Here is a 21,030-nt window from a genome sequence, read left to right as displayed (position 1 = left end):
TCAACCATGCAGAAATGATTTCTGATCCTAGACAGTATCGTGGACAACCAGCCCCTCTAAACTTTTAATATATTTCTGTTCAAAGGCTGCTGAAAAAACTTTAATTTTCGGTACACTAGTCATGTTTTATTCATTTCATCGGACTCCTATAACAATGACCCACGTACAACTGCAACAATTACAAAAACAACTTTGGAATATTGCCAATACTTTGCGTGGCACCATGGGCGCCGATGAATTCCGTGATTACATTCTGGGTTTTATTTTCTTTAAATATTTATCGGAAAAGTCGGTTAATTTTGCTAATGAATTGCTCGATGGAGAAGACCTCAGCTTTTTAGAATTAGATGAAAATAATGCTGAGCATGTGCCATACATCGAAGAAATTAAAAAGAATGCCATTGCCGAAGTGGGTTATGCGCTTACACCAAAACAGCTATTCCATACCTTAGCCGAGCGTGGTCGTCAGGGCGAATTCATTCTAGATGATTTAACTGCGACCTTAAAATCAATTGAACAAAGCACTTTAGGCACCGACTCTGCCGATGACTTTGCCAATCTGTTTGAAGATTTAGATCTAAACTCGACCAAGCTTGGCAATAATGCCAGCGACCGTAATGCACTGGTGGCGAAAGTCCTGAGCCATTTAGATGATATTGATTTTGATATTTCCAATACCGAAGCCGATGTACTGGGGGATGCTTACGAATACCTGATTGGTGAGTTTGCATCAGGCGCGGGCAAAAAAGCGGGGGAATTCTATACGCCGCAAACGGTATCGACTTTACTGGCAAAGATTGTCACCCAAGGCAAAGAGCGTTTACGTTCAGTCTATGACCCGACTTGTGGTTCAGGTTCGTTATTGCTACGGGTAAAACGTGAAGTAAAAGATGTCGATATGATTTACGGTCAGGAAATGAACCGTACCACCTACAACTTGGCGCGCATGAACATGATTCTGCATGACGTGCATTTTGCCAAGTTCGACATCAAGCAGGAAAATACTTTAACCCGTCCGCAGCATTTAGATAAAAAGTTTGATGCGGTGGTGGCGAATCCGCCATTCTCTGCCAACTGGTCAGCCGATCCGTTATTTTTACAAGATGAACGCTTTGCTGCGTATGGCAAACTGGCGCCAAGTTCTAAAGCCGATATGGCTTTTGTACAGCACATGCTGTATCAACTCGATGACAATGGCACGATGGCGGTGGTGTTACCGCATGGCGTATTGTTCCGTGGTTCGAGTGAGGGCGTGATTCGTCAGTATTTGATTGAACAGATGAATGTGGTGGATGCCATTATTGGTCTGCCCGCCAATATTTTCTATGGTACGTCGATTCCGACCTGTATTTTGGTGTTGAAGAAAAACCGTGAGCAGAGCGGCAATATTCTGTTTATTGATGCCAGCAATGAGTTTGAAAAGCAGAAGAACCAAAACAAGTTATTGCCTGAGCATTTGGATAAGATTGTTGCGGCATTTGAACAGCGTAAAAATATTGAAAAATATGCGCATGTGGCGACTTTGCAGGAAGTGAAAGATAACGATTACAACCTGAATATTCCGCGTTATGTGGATACTTTTGAAGCGGAAGCCGAGATTGATTTAGATGTGATTGCAAAACAGCTTCAAGCTTTGGAACACGACAGCCAAAAAACCGATGCCATCATTGCAGATTTCTGCAAAGAGCTAGGTATTGTTTCACCTTTTGCGGAGGTGAAGTAATGGCTACGCCAAAGTTAAGATTTAAAGAGTTTGATGGGGATTGGAGTTCTCAGACATTAGGAAACATAGCTAAATTTATTTCAGGGTATGCTTTTGATAGTGAAAAATTTGATGAAAATGGTAGAAAACTTATAACACCTAGAAACTTCACGACATATGGGCGTGCATTATTTACTGAACAAAATACCAAATTCACAATTGAATCTTGTGATGAGAAATTTGTATGTCGAGGAAATGATCTATTAATATTACTTACTGATTTGACACAATCATGTGAATTATTAGGTAAACCTATTTTATTGCCGCATCTGAATGAAGAAATTTTATTAAATCAGCGAATTTTAAAAGTTGAACCAAACCAAGATGTAATCGGTAAGGTATTCTTATTGAATTTCTTTTTAACTGAAAACTATTTAAAGCATATTAAAGAGACTTCAACTGGAACAACAGTACGACATTCATCTCATAAGATTTTGTCTAAATATGAAGTTTTTTATCCATCCAAAGCAGAACAAACCAAAATTGCCTCTTTCCTTTCCGCAGTCGATGAAAAGATTAGCCAACTGACTCAAAAACATGAGCTACTTAGCCAATATAAACAAGGCATGATGCAGAAGTTGTTTAGCCAGCAGATTCGTTTTAAAGCGGATGATGGCAGTGAATTTGGGGAGTGGGAAATAAATATAATTCGTGATGTTTTCACAAATAAATCTAAAAATTTTAATCCTCAGAACGAGGGGAATTTACCCTGTATTGAATTAGAGCATTTATCTCAAAATACTGGGAAAATATTAGGCACTATTGAAAGTTGTGAACAGCAAAGTACAAAAAATTTGTTTGAAAAGAACAGTGTTTTGTTTGGGAAGCTACGACCATATTTAAGAAAATTTGCTAAACCTAAATTTAAAGGCGTTTGCTCTAGTGAAATTTGGGTACTAACAGGTTTGAAAATATCGAATGATTACTTATTCCAGTTTGTTCAAAGTGAGCAATTTACCGAACTAACGAATATTCAATCTGGTTCTAAAATGCCAAGAGCTGATTGGAATGTAATAGCAGATTCAGAGATTGAATTTCCTTGCCTAGAAGAACAAACCAAAATCGCCAACTTCTTATCTGCCATTGATCAAAAAATTGAAGTTGTGGCAGAGCAAATAGAACAAGCAAAAACTTGGAAAAAAGGCTTATTGCAGCAGATGTTTGTCTGATTTACCCCCCTAAATCCCCCCTTTGCAAGGGAGGACTTTCCACGAAATTAAAGGCTGAATATGATTCGTGGAGTTCCTCCCCATATTAAGGGGAAGTTAGGTGGGGTTGCACTTGACGACCATGTCCTGACAAGGGGGGTAGGTGGGGAGGGGGTAAATTTTTCAGCCCTCACCATCAAAAGGGGAAGTTAGGTTGAGAATAAATTGAGAAAAACCATGACACAAAAAATATTTAACAAAATAGAATATAAGCAACGCCGTCAAACATTACGCAATAACATGACCGAACCTGAAAAACGGTTATGGGGGATTTTAAGAAATAGCCAGTTTGGAGTGAAATTCCGTAGGCAACATGGTATTGGGCATTATATTGTCGATTTTTATTGTCCAGAATTAAAATTGATTATTGAGGTCGATGGTGAAAGCCATTTTTTCGAAGATGCCCAAGCTTATGATAAAATTAGAGATAAATTTATGCTAGAGTTGGGTTTAACGACCATTCGATTTAGCAACCATGAAGTTATGACGAATATTGATGGTATATGTCAATTAATACAGCAGGTTGTAAAAACCCCCTCTAACTCCCCCTAAAATAGGGGGAGAACAGCACGAATCCCATGACTTATAAGATTCGTGGTAAGTCTCCCCTTAATAAGGGGAGATTTAGAGGGGTTTAGATTTAGCAGGTTAAAATTAGGGCGATTAATCATGGATAAATTGAGTTTTAAATGACAGTACAAAGCGAATACCAACTTGAAAATAAACTGATTAGCCAGCTCAAGCAATTGGGATATGCTGCGGTGACCATCAAGGATGAACGCCAACTACTGTCTAATCTCAAAACCCAGATTGAACGTGCCAACGGACTTGCGCCACTGTCAGAAACTGAATGGAAGCAGGTCATTAGCTTTCTAAATACAGGTACGGTATTTGAACGGGCTAAAAATTTACGTGACCAGTTTCCTGTTAAATTTGATGACGGCAGCAGCAAACACATCTTTTTTCTCTCGGATGACCCAAGCAAGAACATCTATCAGGTGACCAATCAAATCACCATCGACCACCGCGACTATAATGGCAGAACCAGCCGTTTTGATGTGACTTTACTGGTCAATGGTTTGCCTTTAGTTCAAATTGAATTGAAAAAACGAGGCATGGAAATTGCCGAAGCCTTTAATCAAACCCAACGCTATATTCGTGAAGCATATTGGGCAGGGCAAGGGCTATTTGGTTTTATTCAGCTTTTTGTCATTAGTAATGGTGCAAATACTCGCTATTACTCAAATGGTACGACTGGGATTGAGTTTGCCTTTCCATGGGCAGATGTTGCCAATAAACACATCAATGAAATTGTCGACTTTGCCGAAGTATTTTTAAATCATCAGCATCTTACAGACATGCTGACTCAATACATGGTAATGCTGGAAACCACCAAAAGCCTGATGGTGCTGCGTCCCTATCAGATTTATGCGGTGCAGAAAATTGTGGAGCATGTGCAAAACTCCGATCAGAACGGCTATATCTGGCACACTACAGGTTCAGGTAAAACCCTGACTTCATTTAAAGCCAGTCAGATCATCATGAATATGCCTGATGTAGAAAAGGTCTTGTTTGTGGTGGATCGTAACGACCTCGACACACAAACCTCACGTGAGTTTAATGCTTTTAAAGCGGAGAGTGTGGATAGCACAGACAGCACGCATACTTTGGTAAAACAACTCGATCAACGCCACGACAAACTGATTGTGACCACCATCCAAAAGTTAAATCGTGCGATTAGCACAGACCGCTATTTAGAATCGATTGATTATCTTAAAAATAAAAAAGTGGTGTTTATCTTTGATGAGTGTCACCGTAGCCAATTTGGTGAGACTCATCAGAACATTAAAAAGTTCTTTAGTAATGCACAGATGTTTGGATTCACGGGAACACCGATCTTTGAGGAAAATAGTCAATCTAAAGCAGGTTTGAAACTCACCACAGATTATTTATTCAATCAATGTTTGCATCAATATGTCATTGTGGATGCAATTCGAGACCGCAATGTATTGCAGTTCCAGATTGATTACCGTGGCAAATATACTGCTAAAGGCATGGCAAGCAATGACCAGTTTGATGAGGCGAGCTCGGCTGGGGTTTTTGACCCCCTAAATCCCCCTTATCAGGGGAACTTGCCAACACTTAATTCCCTCCCTGCAAAGGAAGGAGAGGCTTTACCCCTTCCCCTTTTAAAGGGGAAGGTCGGGATGGGGTTAATAGAAAATCATGAGCAATTTGACGAAGATGTCGAGGGGATTGATACCCAAGAGCTATATGACAATCCGCAGCGATTAGAAATGATTGCCCGTTATATCGTTGATACGCATGATACCAAAACCAAAAACCGTGAATTTACCGCAATGTTTTGTGTCAGTTCAGTGGATACCTTAACGCAGTATTATGAGTTATTTGAAAAGGTACAAGCTGAGAAGCAACAACAAGACGAAGCGGAGGGGCGATTATTTAAACCTCTCACCATTGCGACCATTTTCTCCTACGGTGCGAATGAAGCTGTTGAGAACAACGACCAAAATGGATTGATTCAAGAAGAATCAACGGATACTCCGAACCAAATAAATCAGTCTAGTCGTGATAAATTGGATCGCTATATTGCCAATTATAATGCTCAGTTCGGCACGAATTATAACTCTGGTGATGGATTCTATGCCTATTACCGTGATATTGCAGATCGGGTAAAGAAAAAGCAGATTGATATTTTACTGGTCGTAAATATGTTCCTCACGGGCTTTGACTCAAAGCCGTTAAATACCTTGTATGTCGATAAGAACCTTAAATATCATGGTCTAATTCAGGCTTTTTCACGGACTAACCGTGTCTACAATGATAAAAAACCATTCGGGAATATTATTAGCTTCCGTAACCTAAAACGTGCCACCGATGAAGCATTGGCATTATTTTCAAATAAAGAAGCACGCAAGACTGTACTTGTCCCAAGTTTTGATGAAATCAAACAAGATTATGAGCAAGCGGTTGAAAAGCTACTCAGTATTACGCCTGATTATCAAACAGTAGATGATTTAGTCACAGAAGATCAACAACTAGAGTTCATCAAGGCATTCCGTGAAGTGATGCGCTACAACGCCCAGCTACAAACTTTCATTGAGTATGATCAAGACGACACTAAGCTTGATAAGCAGCACTTTGCGAATTTTGCATCCAAATATGCCGATCTCTGTCGAGCAATTCGTAAGACCACCAAGAAAGAAAAAGTCTCTGTGTTGGATGATGTCGATTTCCAATTGGACCTACTGCACAGTGACCGCATTAATGTGGGGTATATCCTGACACTGCTACAGATGGCAGTGAATGCTGAAACTGATGAGCAGCGTAAGAAATACGAAGCTCAAGTACATGATCTGATTGGTAGTGATATTAGCTTGCATGACAAGCAAGATTTGATTCAAAAGTTCATCGAAGAAAATATGCCTAAGATGATCAACGGGCAAAGCGTCCAAGTGGCTTTTGCTCAGTTCTGGGATGCGGAAAAAGAGCAAGCCTATCAGCATTTCTGTGAGCAAGAAAATTTAAAACCTGATGTGATGAAACAGGTTTTAGATAATTATGAGTTTAATAAACGTCTTCCACGCAAAGAGGAGATGAAAGAACTGCCAAACTATAAAGTCAAGTTATTTGAACGGGATAACGTGTTGACCAATTTATTGGTGAAAACACGTCAATTGATTGAGAAGTTTTATGTGGGGTTGTAGTGTAAGCGTCCGCTGAACCCCATGGTATTTTTTAATTTTGGTCGGATTTCCAGCGGTGTGGTAGCAATTCTTCTATTTGGGTCACTTTATGCGTCGGCAGTTTTTTCAGCTCATCACTGAGATAGGCATACGGATCCAGCCCATTCAGCTTTGCTGACTGGATTAAAGTCATGATATTGGCCGCTCGTTGACCACTACGCAGCGAACCTGCAAATAACCAGTTCTTGCGTCCCAACCCCCAGGGACGCATCTGATTCTCTATCCAATTGTTACAAAGCGGCGCTGTTCTGCTATACCGTCAGTCTTTTTCCTGATCCACCTCTCTTATAATTGCTTAAGTTGTGTATGCATGTTTAAACACCCATATAGAGGATTAAACCACAAAAGGCCGAAGCAAAAATCACATACACCACATTGAGCTGAAATTTGAATAGTGCAATACATGCAGCCAAAGTAATAAATGCCGCTTCATAATTAAAAGGGTGATGAAAGCCGTTTGGCCAGAGCACATGATAACTAAAGAACAAGGCAAGATTGAGAATGACACCGACCACAGCAGCAGTAATCGCCGTGAGTGGCGCAGTAAATTTAAGTTCATTATGCGTGGATTCAATCATCGGAGCACCTGCGAGAATGAACACAAAGGAAAACAGGAATGTAAACCATGTGACAATAACTGCTCCAATTGTCCCAGCTAAAAATAAATGATCAGCACCCAATAATGCATGGTTATATGCGCCTAGAAAGCCAACAAAAGCCACCACCATAATCAGTGGGCCTGGGGTACTTTCACCCAGTGCCAGACCATCAATCATCTGGGTTGGATCCAGCCATGCATAATGATTGACCGCACCTTGATAGACATAGGGTAAAACCGCATACGCACCGCCAAAAGTCAGCAAGGCAGCTTTGGTAAAGAACCATGCCATTTGGGTATAGGCATGTTGCCATCCCAGTCCCAGAGTCAAAACCAGCATTGGAACAAACCAGAGTAATGCTGCAATGCTCAGGATTTTGGCGAGTCTGGCCCAATGGAAAACTGCATGTGCAGGCGTCGGGGTATCATCATCTATCAGGGCTGCCCCATAACTTTTATGATCATTTTGATGGGAAGCCTGAGCGTTAAATAAATCTGGTTTTTGCTTACTCAGCACATAGCCAGCAATCGCAGCCGCTAAAATGATTAAGGGAAAAGGGGTGTTGAACACAAAGATGGCAATAAACGCAGCCACCGCAATCAACCAAAGATAAGCATTTTTTAGTGAGCGGCTGCCAATGCGGTAAGTTGCATGGAATACAATTGCGGTTACGGCAGGTTTAATCCCGTAAAACAGGCCTGCAATAATCGGTACATCACCAAACTGAACATAAATCCATGATAGGGCAATCAGGATAAATAATGATGGCAGAACAAACAAAATGCCAGCAACTAAGCCACCTGCGGTTCGGTGCATGAGCCAGCCAATATAAATGGCAAGTTGTTGTGCTTCTGGGCCAGGGAGTAACATGCAATAGTTGAGTGCGTGCAAAAATCTTTTTTCAGAAATCCAGCGTTTATTTTCCACAAGTTCCTGATGCATTACCGCTATTTGGCCAGCAGGCCCGCCAAAGCTGATAAACCCCAATTTAAGCCAGAAGCGAAAAGCATCCCAGAAGGAGACAGATTGAATCGGAGGTAGGGTATCTGATGGTTGCATGGAAATTTCCAAAGAATTTGTTTTTATGGCGAATGATGAATAGCTGGACTGATTTAACCTCGATATTTTAAGGAGTGAATCATTCAAAATGATGAAATGGCAGAGTTGTTAAAGATATTTTCATCACTTTGAATGTTTTTATTAAACCATAAGTTCTTTCAAAAATGCCCACGGAAATATGCCTTTATCATGTCCATCATCAAAGCAGATTTGAATGCCGTAGCCTTGTGAGTAAATCGCTGAAATGGCAACATTTTCAGGATACTGAATCTCTTTCTGTCGTAAACGACTGGCACGGCAAAATCCGCAGGGGCAATTGGCTCTCAATTGCTCATGGCTAAAATTCTTATGCTGACCATCTGCCCAACTCAGCAATAAAAGTTGTTGTTCAACATTGACCTTGATTTCAGTTGGTTCAAGCTGCATTAAGTTTCTCCTGAATCAAGGCCAGTCCAATACGAATCGATTTACGTACTTCTGGATCGGGGTCTTCGGCGTGTTGTAATAAAATATTCTGTGCTTGTTCGCCGCCAATTTCACCTAATGCAATTGCCACTTCCTTACGCAAGTTGCTGATGTCATGCTGGAAATTTTCCTGTAATTTTGTAATCGCAGATTTGGCTTTCAGTAAGCCCAGACTACGCGTCACTGCAATTCGCACTTGCCAATAGCTGTCATCCAGTTGTTGCAACAGGATATTTTCCAGTTCGATCGCTTTCAGCTTGCCAATGGTCAAGGCGGCTTCTACACGCAATTGCCATTCTTTCGCAGTCAATGAACTTTCTAAAGCGGCTAATATTTCAGGGCTTAAACTTTGGCTTGCACCCAAGCCACCTGTGGCAATGCGCCGAATTTCGGCATCATGATCATTTTTAGCAATTTCAGCCAAAGCCACCAAACCTTGTTGTTTTTGCAGCCAGCTTAAGGTACTGACAGCTTCCTTACGCACTAAAGGGTTGGCATGCTGAACATGCTGTAAAATATCAGTAAATAACTGTTCAGCACGTAATTCCCTGATGGCTCGCAAGATTGAAGCAATCACAAAATCATCCTGATGTTGTAAATAAGTCGCTAAATGCTCAGCAGATTCAGCTATTTTAATTTCACTCAGGCTTTGTGCCGCAGCCAAGCGTACATTGTGATGCGAATCGGTGAGGGCTTGGGCTAAGGTGTGCAGCGAGGTGGTATCTTCCCAGCCCTCTAAACGGGTGGCTGCCAGTTCACGTACTTTGGACGCTGGGTCATGTATTGCCGCATGATGCAGCCAAGCCAATAATTCAGGCTGTTCTTCATCGGCAATATTCATAATCGCCACGAAACGGATATTTTCATCGTCCTGATTAAGCTGCAATATATAATCAGCATAATCTTCATCAAGATCAGGCAGTGTTGGGTAATCTATACTCATTTTTAATCTTCCTAAACAGCGATTCTCTGATTCAGACCCAACGGATTCAGTCGGCTGAGTTCAGCTTGTGTGGCGTGTTTTAATACTTGAATGCAATGTTTTTTAATCTGGGTAAATTCAGGTGAGGTGACCAGGTCGACATGACGAGGACGGGCAAAATCCAGCTTGATTTCCTCAATGATCCGTCCAGGCCGATGGCTCATGATCAGTACTCGATCTGCAAGAAATAAGGCTTCATCAATATCATGGGTGATAAATAGCACTGAGGTTTGAATGTTCTGCCAAATCTCCAGTAATAGTTCCTGCATCTTTAAACGGGTCTGGGCATCCAGTGCGCCAAAGGGTTCATCCATCAGCAACACGCGAGGCTGATTAATCAGCACACGCGCAATCTCGACCCGTTGCTGCATGCCACCTGAAAGTTCAGCAGGATATTTATGTTCAAAGCCTTTCAGCCCGACCGCAAACTTAGCTCAAATTTCGACCAAATAAAATCTCCTTAAAAGAGAGCATTTGTATAGATTGTTCTTGTCAACACAAAAAAGCCGCCATTGGCAGCTTCCTTGTAATAGTGAAACATTAAACTGTGCGTTTATTTCTGGAGAGCTGATGCAACACCGATACCAGTAAATCAATTTCCTCAGTGGTATTATAGAACGCCAGAGAGGGGCGGACAGTTTGTTCCACACCGAAACGTCTTAAAATCGGCTGGGCACAGTGATGGCCTGATCGAACCGCAATGCCATGCTGATTCAGCGTCTTACCGACTTGCTCAGTCGAATAACCATCAAGCACAAAGGACATCACGCTGGCTTTGTTTTTGGCCGTGCCAATCGGGCGTAAACCCTTGACACTGCTTAGCGCGTGTTGACCATATTCCAGCAAGTCATGCTCATAACGGGCAATATTGTGAATCCCAATGCGTTCCACATATTCCAGTGCAGCCCCTAAACCCACCGCATCGGCAATATTGCCTGTACCTGCTTCAAACTTATTTGGGGCAGGCTGGTAAACCACCTGCTCAAAGGTGACATCCTCAATCATGTTGCCACCGCCTTCCCAGACAGGCATGGTTTCGAGCAGCTCAGGCTTGGCATAAACCGCACCAATGCCTGTGGGGCCAAACACCTTATGGCCAGAAAACACGAAAAAGTCAGCATCCAGTGCCTGTACATCGGTGGGCATATGCGACACCGACTGGGCACCATCGACCAGTACTCGTATACCTTTGGCATGGGCAATCTGAATCACTTCAGGAACAGGTGTCACTGTACCCAAAGCATTGGATACCTGAGTGATGGAAATCAGCTTGGTACGCTCATTAATTAACTTGGGTAATTCAGCCAAGATAATCTGTCCCGTATCATCCACAGGAATGACACGCAGTTTTGCCCCGACTTTTTTAGTCAACTGGAACCACGGCACAATATTGGCGTGATGCTCCAGATGAGAGACAATGATTTCATCACCCTCACCAATATTCTGCTCGCCCCATGTCTTGGCAATCAGGTTGATACCCTCAGTTGTGCCACGGACAAAAATGATTTCTTTGGATGATTTTGCTCCAATAAAACGAGCCACCACATTACGGGCATGTTCATAGGCATCGGTGGCACGGGCTGCCAGTTCATGCGCTGCACGATGAATATTGGAATTTTCATGCTGGTAGAAATAGGAAATCCGATCAATCACGCTTTGCGGTTTTTGTGTGGTCGCTGCATTGTCAAACCAGACCAGAGGACGGCCATTGACCCGTTCTTGCAAGATGGGAAAGTCACGGCGTATGGCATGTACATCCAGTGGCTGTGCCGAGCTGGCAAGAAACTGCGGTTGTGACGGTTGATAATTGCCATAGGCCTGATGGCTTGATGGAATATCCAGAAAGTAAAACCCCGAAGATGACTGACTTGGTGACTGTGGCTTTTGCTCATCCTGCAATAAACTTTTTAATCCATCACCTTGAGGTAACTGGAATGATTGTGCTGTGGCAAAACGAGTAGCGTCAAATTCAGCACTTGACGTTTTGGGTGCGGCTAAATCATTTAAAAAATAAAATGGTGAAGCATCACTGGATGAAGGGCGTGATGGCTCAACCAATGCCACATTGGGCGCACTATGAACCGCTTGTGGAAAAGTCGGCTCAAAGGGTGGCTTAGGCAGGTTTGCACCACCGACCACTGGCGCAGAAGCCACCGCACGGCGTTCAGGATAATCAGGATAGTTCGGAATATGCTCAGGATACTCAGGGTTTAAACTTTTTTCATAGGCAATATTGGGCGCACGACCACTCAGGGCTGCCAATGGTTCAGCAGGCTGTGGCGGATGTGGTGGCGTAGCAACGGGTAAATCCAGATTCAGTCCAGATGGATGACCACTCCCAGAACTGGGCAATGCCGCAAAAAACTCTGAGGCAAGCCGTGAAAGTGTTGCTTCATCTGGGAAGCTGGACGGTGGCTGAACACCGACCACTTCAGAACCCGTTGGACTACTGTTTGGATTATTTGTAGTTAACTGGGTAGTCATGATACTTGTCCACCTCCACATCTTCGAGTACCGCAAGGGCATCATCAGTTAAAACCGCGAGTGAGCAATACAGTGAGATCAGGTAAGACGCAATGGCATTGCGGTTAATGCCCATAAAACGTACCGAAAGCCCAGGAGATTGTTCACCTGCCAGACCTGGCTGGAACAAGCCGACCACGCCCTGACGTTTTTCCCCAACACGCAGTAACAGGATCTTGGTTTTGCCATCTTCCACAGGGATTTTATTGGATGGAATCAAAGGTACACCACGCCATGTGATGAACTGAGAACCAAACAGGCTGACCGTTGGTGGTGGAACGCCACGGCGAGTACATTCACGGCCAAATGCGGCAATCGCATCTGGATGGGCAAGGAAAAACCCTGGCTCTTTCCAGACCTTGCGCAACAGGTCGTCAAAATCATCTGGAGTTGGTGGGCCACTCAGGGTTGAGAGACGCTGCTCGTCTGCCACACTGGCCAATAAACCATATTCTGGGTTATTGATCAGCTCGCTTTCTTGGCGTTCTTTAATGGTTTCAATGGTTAAGCGTAATTGTTCTTTAATTTGATCGTGTGGGCTGCTGTAAAGATCGGCAACACGGGTATGGATATCTAAAACGGTAGATACTCCATTTAGGAAATATTCGCGCGGTTGTGCATCATAATCCACAAAGGTTTGGGGTAAAGTAGCCTCGTCACGTTGTGTGCAAGCAACTTGAATGTCATCAGTGTTGCTGACACGGTTAACGCGATAAATACCCGCTTCTACAGGTAACCATTGTAGTAAATGGGTCAGCCAGCGTGGTGTAATGGTCGAAAGTTGTGGAACAGTCTTGGTGGCATTCGCAAGCTGTCTGGCTGCCTGCCGCAACGCTGTGGGTCAACCAGACATTTCCGCCAATAATTGAACCTCGGCCAATAGTGATGCGACCTAGAATGGTTGCTCCTGCATAAATCACCACATGATCTTCCACAATTGGGTGACGGGCATAATCTTTTTTCAATGCACCATCATCATTCAGCTCAAAACGCTTGGCACCGAGAGTAACCGCCTGATAAATGCGGACATATTCCCCAATTACAGAGGTTTCCCCAATCACCACACCTGTGCCGTGGTCGATAAAGAAGCCCTTGCCAATTTGTGCGCCAGGATGAATATCAATGCCTGTGGCAGAATGGGCCAGTTCGGAAATAATGCGTGAGAGCAGGGGAACGCTATGATAAAGCTGGTGTGCAACCCGATGATAAATAATGGCAAAAATACCTGGATAGCATAGCAGCACCTCATCCACGCTATGTGCTGCTGGATCACCCTCATAGGCAGCACAGACATCAGCATCCAGCAAACGGCGAATCTCAGGCAGGGTATTGGCAAAATCCTGCACAATGGTCTTGGCCAAAGCAATTTGCTGCTCGTAGAGCAAATGGTCATTACTGGAGACAGGAACTTGCTTTACCCGACTTTTGGCCTCGTAATTCAAGGCCAGCTTAACCTGTGAGAACAGCTCATTCAGCACACGATCAAGCGTATAGGCAATGTAATAGTCCTCCGTTTCCTGACGCAGGTCACTTGGTCCTAGTCGCATTGGAAATAAAATGCCACACAAGTCATCCAGTATGGATTTAAGAGATTCCCTGGAAGGCAGTTCACGTCCGCCAAACTCCTTGATGCGATGTTGACGTTCACGCCATTCATGACGTGCTTGTTGTAAGCCCTCAACAACAGGCTGGATTTTCCATTTGCTCACGCTGATTCCTTGCAAAACCAAGTATTAAATTAATCTGAAAATCGCTGGGTGAAAAAACAGCATCAATCTTGTAACCACGGTAACTGGTGGGTACGCCAGCCATTGCTTTGGTTGCGTTGCTGCAATTCATTCAGGTCACCCTCAAAACCCTCAAGCACATTGTAGACCTGGGCAAAACCCACGCTAAATGCAGCAGTTGCGGCCAGAGCCGAACGTTTGCCACTTCGGCAGAGCAACAGAATGGTTTTATCCTTGCCGACCTTGCTTTCAAGTTCTTTCAGGAAGCGCGGATTGCGGTTGAATGAGGTGCCAGTTGCCCATGCAACATGGATACTTTCAGGTACATAACCGACAAATTTGCGTTCCTCACTGGTACGCACATCAACTAAAACAGCATGACCCTGTTCAACCAGACACCATGCTTCGACAGGCGGCACACTGCCCGTAAAATCGAGTTCATTTTCATCAGCATAGTGGTGGGCACGCTGTAATATTTCTTGTGGGTTTGCAGATAAACCGTGAATTGTAGTTGTGGATTCTACGGCTTGGGTAGAATCAAATTGAGCATTCATTTTTTTATAACCTTTATACATCAGCTGGATGATGTTTTTATCTTAGGACTGTTTTTATATTCAGGAAAATAATCAAAATTTATTTATATATCTATTTTTGATAAATAGAAGGATTTTATTAAATGAGTGTGGATATGGATTTTAAAACTAAAAATCTTATTTTAAGTGGATTGTATGATTAGAGATTTATTTATCACAATTAAATATTTTAAATTTACATCAAACCCACACCTATATAAGTTAACCTTAAATCGAATTCAAGGTTAATGTATATAAGGTGGATCAAGTAAAACCTGAACCGTATCGGGTTTGTCGGAGACTTTTTTATTTAAGTTAGGCCAACTGACCTAACGGATTAATCTTATCATAGTAGATTTCTTCAAACTCAAAAGGCGATACATAACCCAGTGCACTGTGTACACGCTTTTTGTTGAACCAATCTACCCAATTTAATGTCGCAAGTTGTACATCTGCTAAACCTTGCCAATCTGCTTTTAAATATTCAATCACCTCTGTTTTGTATAAGCCATTCACCGTTTTAGCCAAAGCATTATCGTATGAATCACCCGTTGTACCGACTGATGCTCGTAAATTTGCTGCTTCTAAACGATGGGTATAGCGAATAGAAAGATATTAAACACCTCTATCGGAATGATGAATCACATTCTTTGGCATGCCTCGATCGTGCAATGCTTGCTCCAGTGCATCGAGCACCATATCTGTATTCATGCGTGTCGATACTTTCCATCCAACAATTGCTCGTGAGAACACATCAATAATAAAGGCGGTATAGACCCAGCATTTGTGTGGGCGGTCGAGCTCCGCCTGGATGAAAAAAGCGGCTGCTTTACGTAGAATTTCATTGGCACGCTTTAATTCTTTAATTTCACGTTCCATTTGCTTCATTTTTTCTTGGTCAGATATCTGTTGTACTTTAATGGGATTTTGCTGATCTAAATGCTTTTGATACCAAACATGTAGAGTTTCAGGAGTACAGCCAATTTTAGGCGCAATTGCAGAAACTGCTGCCCAGTTCGATGGATAATCTTTTTTAGATTCAATCAATAATTGAACCGCTCTTTCTCTGATTTCAGGGGTATATTTTAATTTTGTCATCGGGACCCTACGCTTCGCTACGTCTTGCGAAGCAATGCTTCTCATCTCAGAATATTGACTCTCCGACAGACTCGGTACGGTTCTCTTCATACATTTGGGTAAAACGAACGACACCATTTGTTTGCTGGATTTGCCCTATATCCAGACCTGAATCTTTAAACCATGTTAGATAATCCCAATGCTGTTGTTCCGCATAGTGGATCAGGCTGGCCAGAATGGTCGGTGGTGTAAATTGTTGCGCACCAGTTGTATGAATGATTCGTTTAGGCATAAGTCCGTTTTGCCCTCCAAAATAAACTCTTTTTAACCCTTTTGGATATCGTATAATTTTGTTTAACTTTCAACATGCTTTATAACAGACAGCTAGAAAAAGAACTTAAAAGGAAAATACCAATGTATCAGGTTGGTTGGGATAAACAGGAAATTAAAATTACACCAAAAGGCTATGCCATGTTTGGCTATGGACAATGGTCACATCGTGCCTATGAAAAACGTACGGCGTTATATGCACGTAGCTTTAGTATTATTGATCAGCAACAGCATCGGCTCATTATCTGCTGTCTGGATTTAGGTTGTATTACCCATGCCATGCGCAGTCAATCTATGCAGCGATTACAGCAAATATTGGGTTCCCAGTTTGATGAAAATCAATTGGTACTGATGGCAACCCATACCCATTCTGGGCCAGGTGGTTGCGCACATGAAGCCTTATATAACATGCCAACCCCAGGTTTTGTGCCCGAACATTTAAATGCAATTGTGGATGCCATTGTACTGAGTATTCAAACTTGCATTAATACTGAACAAGACACTGAGATTTGTCTTAGCACCCAGCATTTTGCCGCAGATACACCTGTGGCATGGAATCGCTCGATTAAGGCTTATAACCGTAATCCAGAGGTGAAGCCATATTCAGAGCGTGAAACACATTTGGCTTTAAACCGTGAAATGCAACTGATCGGTTTTTATCGGGAACAAAAGTTACAATCCTTTATTTCATTGTTTGGTGTCCATGCTACTTGTCTTGGTAATAAATTAAAGGCTTATGATGGGGACAATAAAGGTTATGCCGCTGCATTTTCTGAGCAGGCTTTAATTGAGCAAGGTATTCAAAATCCAGTCACGATTTTTGCTCAAGCCACTGCAGGCGATGTCTCTCCGCATTTTCATGGAAAAGATCAGCTTAAAATTCGTAACAAGATTAAAGGCGAACAGGAATACCAATATGCACAGCAAAATGGACGCTATCAAAGTGAACTGGCTTTGGCTGCATTCCAGCAATCTTTAAAGCCAATACAAGGAAAAATTGATGCGATATGTTCCTATGTGGATTTAAGCAATATTGAGATTCCACCTGAATTTGCACAAGGGCAGATTGGCGCAAAAACCAGTCAACCCTGTCATGGCACCGCTTTTTTTGCTGGTACGCCTGTCGATGGATTAGGCGCACCAAAGCCATTAATTAAAGTTATGCAGTTTTTGGCAGACCAATTGCGTAAACAAAAGAGCAAAAATCCCAAGGCAGCAGATTTTGTCAACTATCAACAACTCTATGCTTCACAGGGGCCGAAACAGATTGTATTAGAGGCAGGCTCTAAAAAGATTTTGGGTCAGCCGATTGGTTTTCCGCCCAGTATTCTTGATCCTCTCATTGCAGAGATGAACCGACAGGTCAAGGCGGGCGCGATTCAGCAGAGTCCATTGGTGCCAAACGTTGTGCCATTACAGATGATTCGATTGGGGAATTTGGCAATAGTCTGTTGTCCAGGCGAGTTCACCACCATTGCAGGACAACGGGTTGTGGATACGGTAAAACAGGTATTTGCTGATCAGTCTGATATAGAGCGCGTTTGGTTGGCCTCCTACTGCAATGATTATATGGGCTATGTCACCACCTATGAAGAATATCAGGAACAGGCCTATGAGGGTGGACATACCCTGTTTGGGCAATGGACACTGGCAGCTTGCCAAAGCAAATTCAAGTTATTGGCTGAACAATTATTGCTGGATAAAAATCAGCGTAATTATGATCAAGTCACACGACCAAAACCGATTCCAGAACAGGAACTCGCAAAACGAAGCAATTATGGTAATTTAAAAACTGCGACAAGCCAGGGAGAGGCAGTATGAGTGATTTAAAACAAGGCATCTGGTCGAACTGGTCGGGCTTCCAAAAAGCCAAGCCGCAACAGATTCTACAACCCACCAATATTCAGGAATTGCAGTCTATTGTTCGGGATCATGCAAAAATACGGGTGGTCGGGGCAGGGCATTCCTTTACCCCGTTAGTGTGTACCGATGCAACCTTAGTATTTTTAGATCGAATTTCAGGTGTTGCATCTTTCGATCTAGAACGTTGTCAAAGCAATATTTATGCGGGCACACGGTTATACGATTTAGATCAGTATTTACAGCAGCAATCCATTAATCAGGCTTTGATGAATCAGGGTGATATTGATCAGCAAAGTCTGGCAGGTGCGGTGTCAACGGGAACACATGGGACAGGAGCCGATTTGCACTGTATTTCGGCTTATGTGGAGGGGTTTGAATTACTTACCGCTTCGGGTGAAATTTTAAAATGTAGTCGAACCGAAAACCCTGAAATCTTTGTCGCTGGGCGTGTTTCCCTAGGAAGTCTGGGAATATTGACCAAGATCACCATGCAAAATCGTCCACGCTATAAACTCAGGGAACACATTGAGCTGTGTCCTGTTGAGGACATGATGCAACACATCCAGCAATGGAAACATCAGCATCGGCATATTGAGTGTTTTGTATTTTCCTATGAAAAACAGCTGATGCTGAAAACGCTGGATGAAACCGATGAGGAGATTTTGCCACGCAAGGAAAATTTCCCCTCGGATGATACCTTGCTGACCATGTGTTCTGAACTGACCAAAAGCTTTCCCTCACTGAATCCGTATTTACAGAAATTGTTGGGTGTTTTTGTCAAACCAAGCACCTATATTGACTGGTCGAGCAAGATATTTCCAACACCGCGTAATACCAAGTTTAATGAAATGGAATACCATGTTCCCGTTGATCAGGGCATTGCATGTCTGGATGAGGTGTTGCGTGCCTTAAGAAAGCATCAGGTTGCCACCTTTTTTCCACTGGAATTTCGCTTTGTCAAAGCTGATGATATTTGGCTCAGTCCGTTTTATCAGCAGGATTCAATTTCGATTTCAGTACATCAATATCATAAACAGGACCCACGTTTAATCTTTGATGTGGTTGAGCCAATTTTGCAGAAATATCAGGGACGCCCACATTGGGGTAAAATGCATACGATGAGCACCGTACAGCTTCGGGCATTATACCCAAAGTGGGATGATTTTATGGCCTTGCGTCAGCAGCTTGACCCACAGGCCAAGTTTTTAAATCCATATCTGGAAAAGTTATTTTTAGCAAAAGATTAAAACAACAAGGACATCAGTATGCTGGATTATTTTTTTAAACAACTCAATCTTGATCTAAAAAAGCAGGGGATGGCGACACCGCAACTCATCGTGGACGAGGCTGCCTTAAAACAAAATATCCAGCATGTTCAAGTAAGACTTACCCATGCCCAACACTTAAAACCACGTCTGGTGGTAAAATCTCTGGCGTGCTTAGACTTATTAAAAATGCTGTCTGAACAGATCAATACCCAGCGATTTATGCTATTCCATCAACCGCATATCATTGCAATATTAGAAAACTTTGCCGAAGCGGATATTTTGCTGGGCAAGCCGATGCCAGCCCAAGCGGTACATCATTTCTATGAACAGCACTCGCAATGGTCTGATGCAAAGATTCAATGGCTGGTGGATACCACGCAGCGTTTAAAACAATATTTAGAGATTGCACAGGCGTATTCAATCTGCTTGCAAATGAATATTGAAATTGATGTCGGCTTGCATCGTGGTGGGGTGCAGTCAACCCAGCAACTCACTGAAATATTAAAGCTGATTCAGCAATATCCACAGTATTTAAAACTGTCGGGTTTAATGGGCTACGATGCGCATGTCACCAAGATTCCAGCCTTAATTAAAAAGCCAGGACAGGCGTATCAGCAATCACAACAGGTTTATTCCGAATATCAAAAACTGATTCAAAAACAGTTTCCTACGTTGTGGAATGATAATCTTTGTTTCAATGGCGGGGGCAGTCCTACTTTTAGTTTTCATACCACAGAAAGTGTTTGCAATGATCTGTCTTTTGGTTCGATGTTATTAAAACCAAGCGATTTTGACAGTCAGTTTTTAGCCGCTTTACGGCCAGCTTTATGGATTGCTACGCCAGTATTAAAAGTATTGTCTTATACCCAACTTCCCGCCATGTCTGTACTGGATAAACTGCCACACAAATCTAAAGCCCTATTTATTTATGGCGGCTATTGGCTGGCCAATTATGTCTATCCGAAACAAGCACATCCGCATTTTCTATATGGACGGAGTAGCAATCAGGAGTTAGTCAATGTTCCAAGAGATTGTGATATTCAGGTCGATGATTTTGTATTTTTAAGACCAACGCAAAGTGAAGCGATTATTCCGCAATTTTCAACTTTAAATTTATATCAGCGAAATACCTTTAAAACATGGCAAAGCTTTCGAGAATAAAAAAAAGCCTTGCACAATAACAAGGCTTTAGACATTCACATAAGCGCTTATTGCTTTACAATCAGCACAGGAATATGTGATTCAGTTAAAACGGCACGCGCAACGCTACCCAATAGCAGACGTTTTACCCCTGTACGCCCATGCGAACCCATAATGATAAGATCGGCTCCCACTTCATCGGCGCCAAAGATAATACCCTCACTGGCTGGGCCATGATGAATTTTGGTTTGAACCTCAATTCCATCGCGAATGAAAGATTGAGAAATATCTTGTAGTTGGGTTTTAGCATGCGCTTCAGCCTGCATAAAATGATCGGTAATGGCTGGTACCACTTGATAAAAATCAACACCGACATATGGATCAACGGCCACCACGCTGAGTACAGTTACTTTTGCCCCTGATAATTTTGCTAAAGACAGTGTATGTTCAACTGCTGCATAAGAAATTGGAGAATCATCCACAGCGACTAAAATATTTTGATAAGACATATTTATTCCTTATTATTTATCGTTGTAAAAAGATAAAAGTACGATATAGGTTGATAACATATTGAACGCGGTCTAGCAAAATATAACGCTAGGAATATCATGGTATTTTTGTAATTCGGCTAAATATTAACTTTAGACACGATGCTGAATTTAACACTATTTAAAATCATGGGAACATT

Annotated in this window: 14 protein-coding genes and 5 pseudogenes; 7 read left to right on the top strand and 12 right to left on the bottom strand. The window is 42.5% G+C overall.

Annotated elements, in window-relative coordinates; translation table 11 throughout:
* Window positions 1-154 precede the first annotated feature (154 nt).
* The 4 genes from F988_RS09650 (at window position 155) to F988_RS09635 (ending at window position 6,698) form a co-directional block, all read left to right on the top strand.
* A complete protein-coding gene (locus F988_RS09650; RefSeq protein WP_004682740.1) occupies window positions 155-1,723 on the top strand; it encodes a type I restriction-modification system subunit M in 1,569 nt (522 codons plus the stop codon).
* Window positions 1,723-2,931, top strand: coding sequence for a restriction endonuclease subunit S (locus F988_RS09645; protein WP_004682739.1), 1,209 nt, complete (start codon window positions 1,723-1,725; stop codon window positions 2,929-2,931). The genes F988_RS09650 and F988_RS09645 overlap by 1 nt, the downstream gene beginning before the upstream one ends.
* A 216-nt stretch (window positions 2,932-3,147) precedes the next feature.
* Complete coding sequence (locus F988_RS09640) at window positions 3,148-3,522, top strand: endonuclease domain-containing protein (RefSeq protein ID WP_004682738.1); 375 nt, start codon at window positions 3,148-3,150, stop codon at window positions 3,520-3,522.
* Window positions 3,523-3,659: 137 nt separating this feature from the next.
* Entirely contained in the window at window positions 3,660-6,698 is a 3,039-nt protein-coding gene (locus tag F988_RS09635) for a type I restriction endonuclease subunit R (RefSeq protein WP_004682737.1), read from the top strand.
* 31 nt (window positions 6,699-6,729) lie between these two features.
* Here the strand turns inward: F988_RS09635 and F988_RS09630 are convergent.
* From F988_RS09630 to F988_RS09575, 11 genes and pseudogenes are all read right to left on the bottom strand, one after another.
* A pseudogene (locus tag F988_RS09630) lies at window positions 6,730-6,978 on the bottom strand (transposase domain-containing protein); the annotation flags it as partial.
* 73 nt (window positions 6,979-7,051) lie between these two features.
* Entirely contained in the window at window positions 7,052-8,395 is a 1,344-nt protein-coding gene (gene chrA / locus F988_RS09625) for a chromate efflux transporter (protein WP_004682735.1), read from the bottom strand.
* 141 nt (window positions 8,396-8,536) lie between these two features.
* Window positions 8,537-8,821, bottom strand: a complete 285-nt coding sequence (locus F988_RS09620) for a gamma-butyrobetaine hydroxylase-like domain-containing protein (RefSeq protein ID WP_004682734.1) — start codon at window positions 8,819-8,821, stop codon at window positions 8,537-8,539.
* Complete coding sequence (locus F988_RS09615; protein ID WP_004682733.1) at window positions 8,811-9,803, bottom strand: HEAT repeat domain-containing protein; 993 nt, start codon at window positions 9,801-9,803, stop codon at window positions 8,811-8,813. Before F988_RS09615 ends, F988_RS09620 begins: the two co-directional genes overlap by 11 nt.
* Window positions 9,804-9,814: 11 nt before the next feature.
* Window positions 9,815-10,264 (bottom strand): annotated as a pseudogene (locus F988_RS09610) (ABC transporter ATP-binding protein); the annotation flags it as partial.
* Window positions 10,265-10,382: 118 nt separating this feature from the next.
* On the bottom strand, window positions 10,383-12,326 hold the full coding sequence (locus F988_RS09605) for a family 2A encapsulin nanocompartment cargo protein cysteine desulfurase (protein WP_004682732.1): 1,944 nt from the start codon (window positions 12,324-12,326) through the stop codon (window positions 10,383-10,385).
* Window positions 12,301-13,197, bottom strand: coding sequence for a family 2A encapsulin nanocompartment shell protein (locus tag F988_RS09600; RefSeq protein WP_026040015.1), 897 nt, complete (start codon window positions 13,195-13,197; stop codon window positions 12,301-12,303). The genes F988_RS09605 and F988_RS09600 overlap by 26 nt, the downstream gene beginning before the upstream one ends.
* Window positions 13,181-14,095 (bottom strand): annotated as a pseudogene (gene epsC / locus F988_RS09595) (serine O-acetyltransferase EpsC); the annotation flags it as partial. The gene F988_RS09600 and the pseudogene epsC, both read right to left, overlap by 17 nt.
* A gap of 41 nt (window positions 14,096-14,136) precedes the next feature.
* Window positions 14,137-14,646, bottom strand: coding sequence for a rhodanese-like domain-containing protein (locus F988_RS09590; RefSeq protein ID WP_010589149.1), 510 nt, complete (start codon window positions 14,644-14,646; stop codon window positions 14,137-14,139).
* A 333-nt stretch (window positions 14,647-14,979) separates the two neighbouring features.
* A pseudogene (locus F988_RS14675) lies at window positions 14,980-15,762 on the bottom strand (IS3 family transposase).
* Window positions 15,763-15,853: 91 nt separating this feature from the next.
* Window positions 15,854-16,087: pseudogene (locus F988_RS09575) on the bottom strand (AraC family transcriptional regulator); the annotation flags it as partial.
* 68 nt (window positions 16,088-16,155) lie between these two features.
* Here F988_RS09575 and F988_RS09570 point away from each other — a divergent pair.
* The 3 genes from F988_RS09570 to F988_RS09560 are packed head-to-tail and all read left to right on the top strand — an operon-like array spanning window position 16,156 to window position 20,363.
* A complete protein-coding gene (locus tag F988_RS09570; RefSeq protein ID WP_004682725.1) occupies window positions 16,156-17,892 on the top strand; it encodes a neutral/alkaline non-lysosomal ceramidase N-terminal domain-containing protein in 1,737 nt (578 codons plus the stop codon).
* Window positions 17,889-19,181: a D-arabinono-1,4-lactone oxidase gene (locus tag F988_RS09565; protein WP_004682724.1), complete on the top strand. Its 1,293-nt coding sequence runs from the start codon at window positions 17,889-17,891 to the stop codon at window positions 19,179-19,181. Before F988_RS09570 ends, F988_RS09565 begins: the two co-directional genes overlap by 4 nt.
* 18 nt (window positions 19,182-19,199) lie before the next feature.
* Window positions 19,200-20,363 carry an alanine racemase gene (locus tag F988_RS09560; RefSeq protein WP_004682723.1) on the top strand — a complete coding sequence of 388 codons (1,164 nt, stop codon included), beginning with the start codon at window positions 19,200-19,202 and terminating at the stop codon, window positions 20,361-20,363.
* Window positions 20,364-20,410: 47 nt separating this feature from the next.
* Here the strand turns inward: F988_RS09560 and F988_RS09555 are convergent, their stop codons facing one another.
* Window positions 20,411-20,851 (bottom strand): universal stress protein, encoded by a 441-nt coding sequence (locus F988_RS09555; protein ID WP_004682722.1) that lies wholly within the window; start codon window positions 20,849-20,851, stop codon window positions 20,411-20,413.
* Window positions 20,852-21,030 lie beyond the last annotated feature (179 nt).

The organism is Acinetobacter parvus DSM 16617 = CIP 108168, from assembly GCF_000368025.1.
In the GTDB taxonomy this organism is placed as follows: Bacteria; Pseudomonadota; Gammaproteobacteria; order Pseudomonadales; family Moraxellaceae; genus Acinetobacter; species Acinetobacter parvus.
This window is presented reverse-complemented; position numbering and strand designations above follow the sequence as displayed.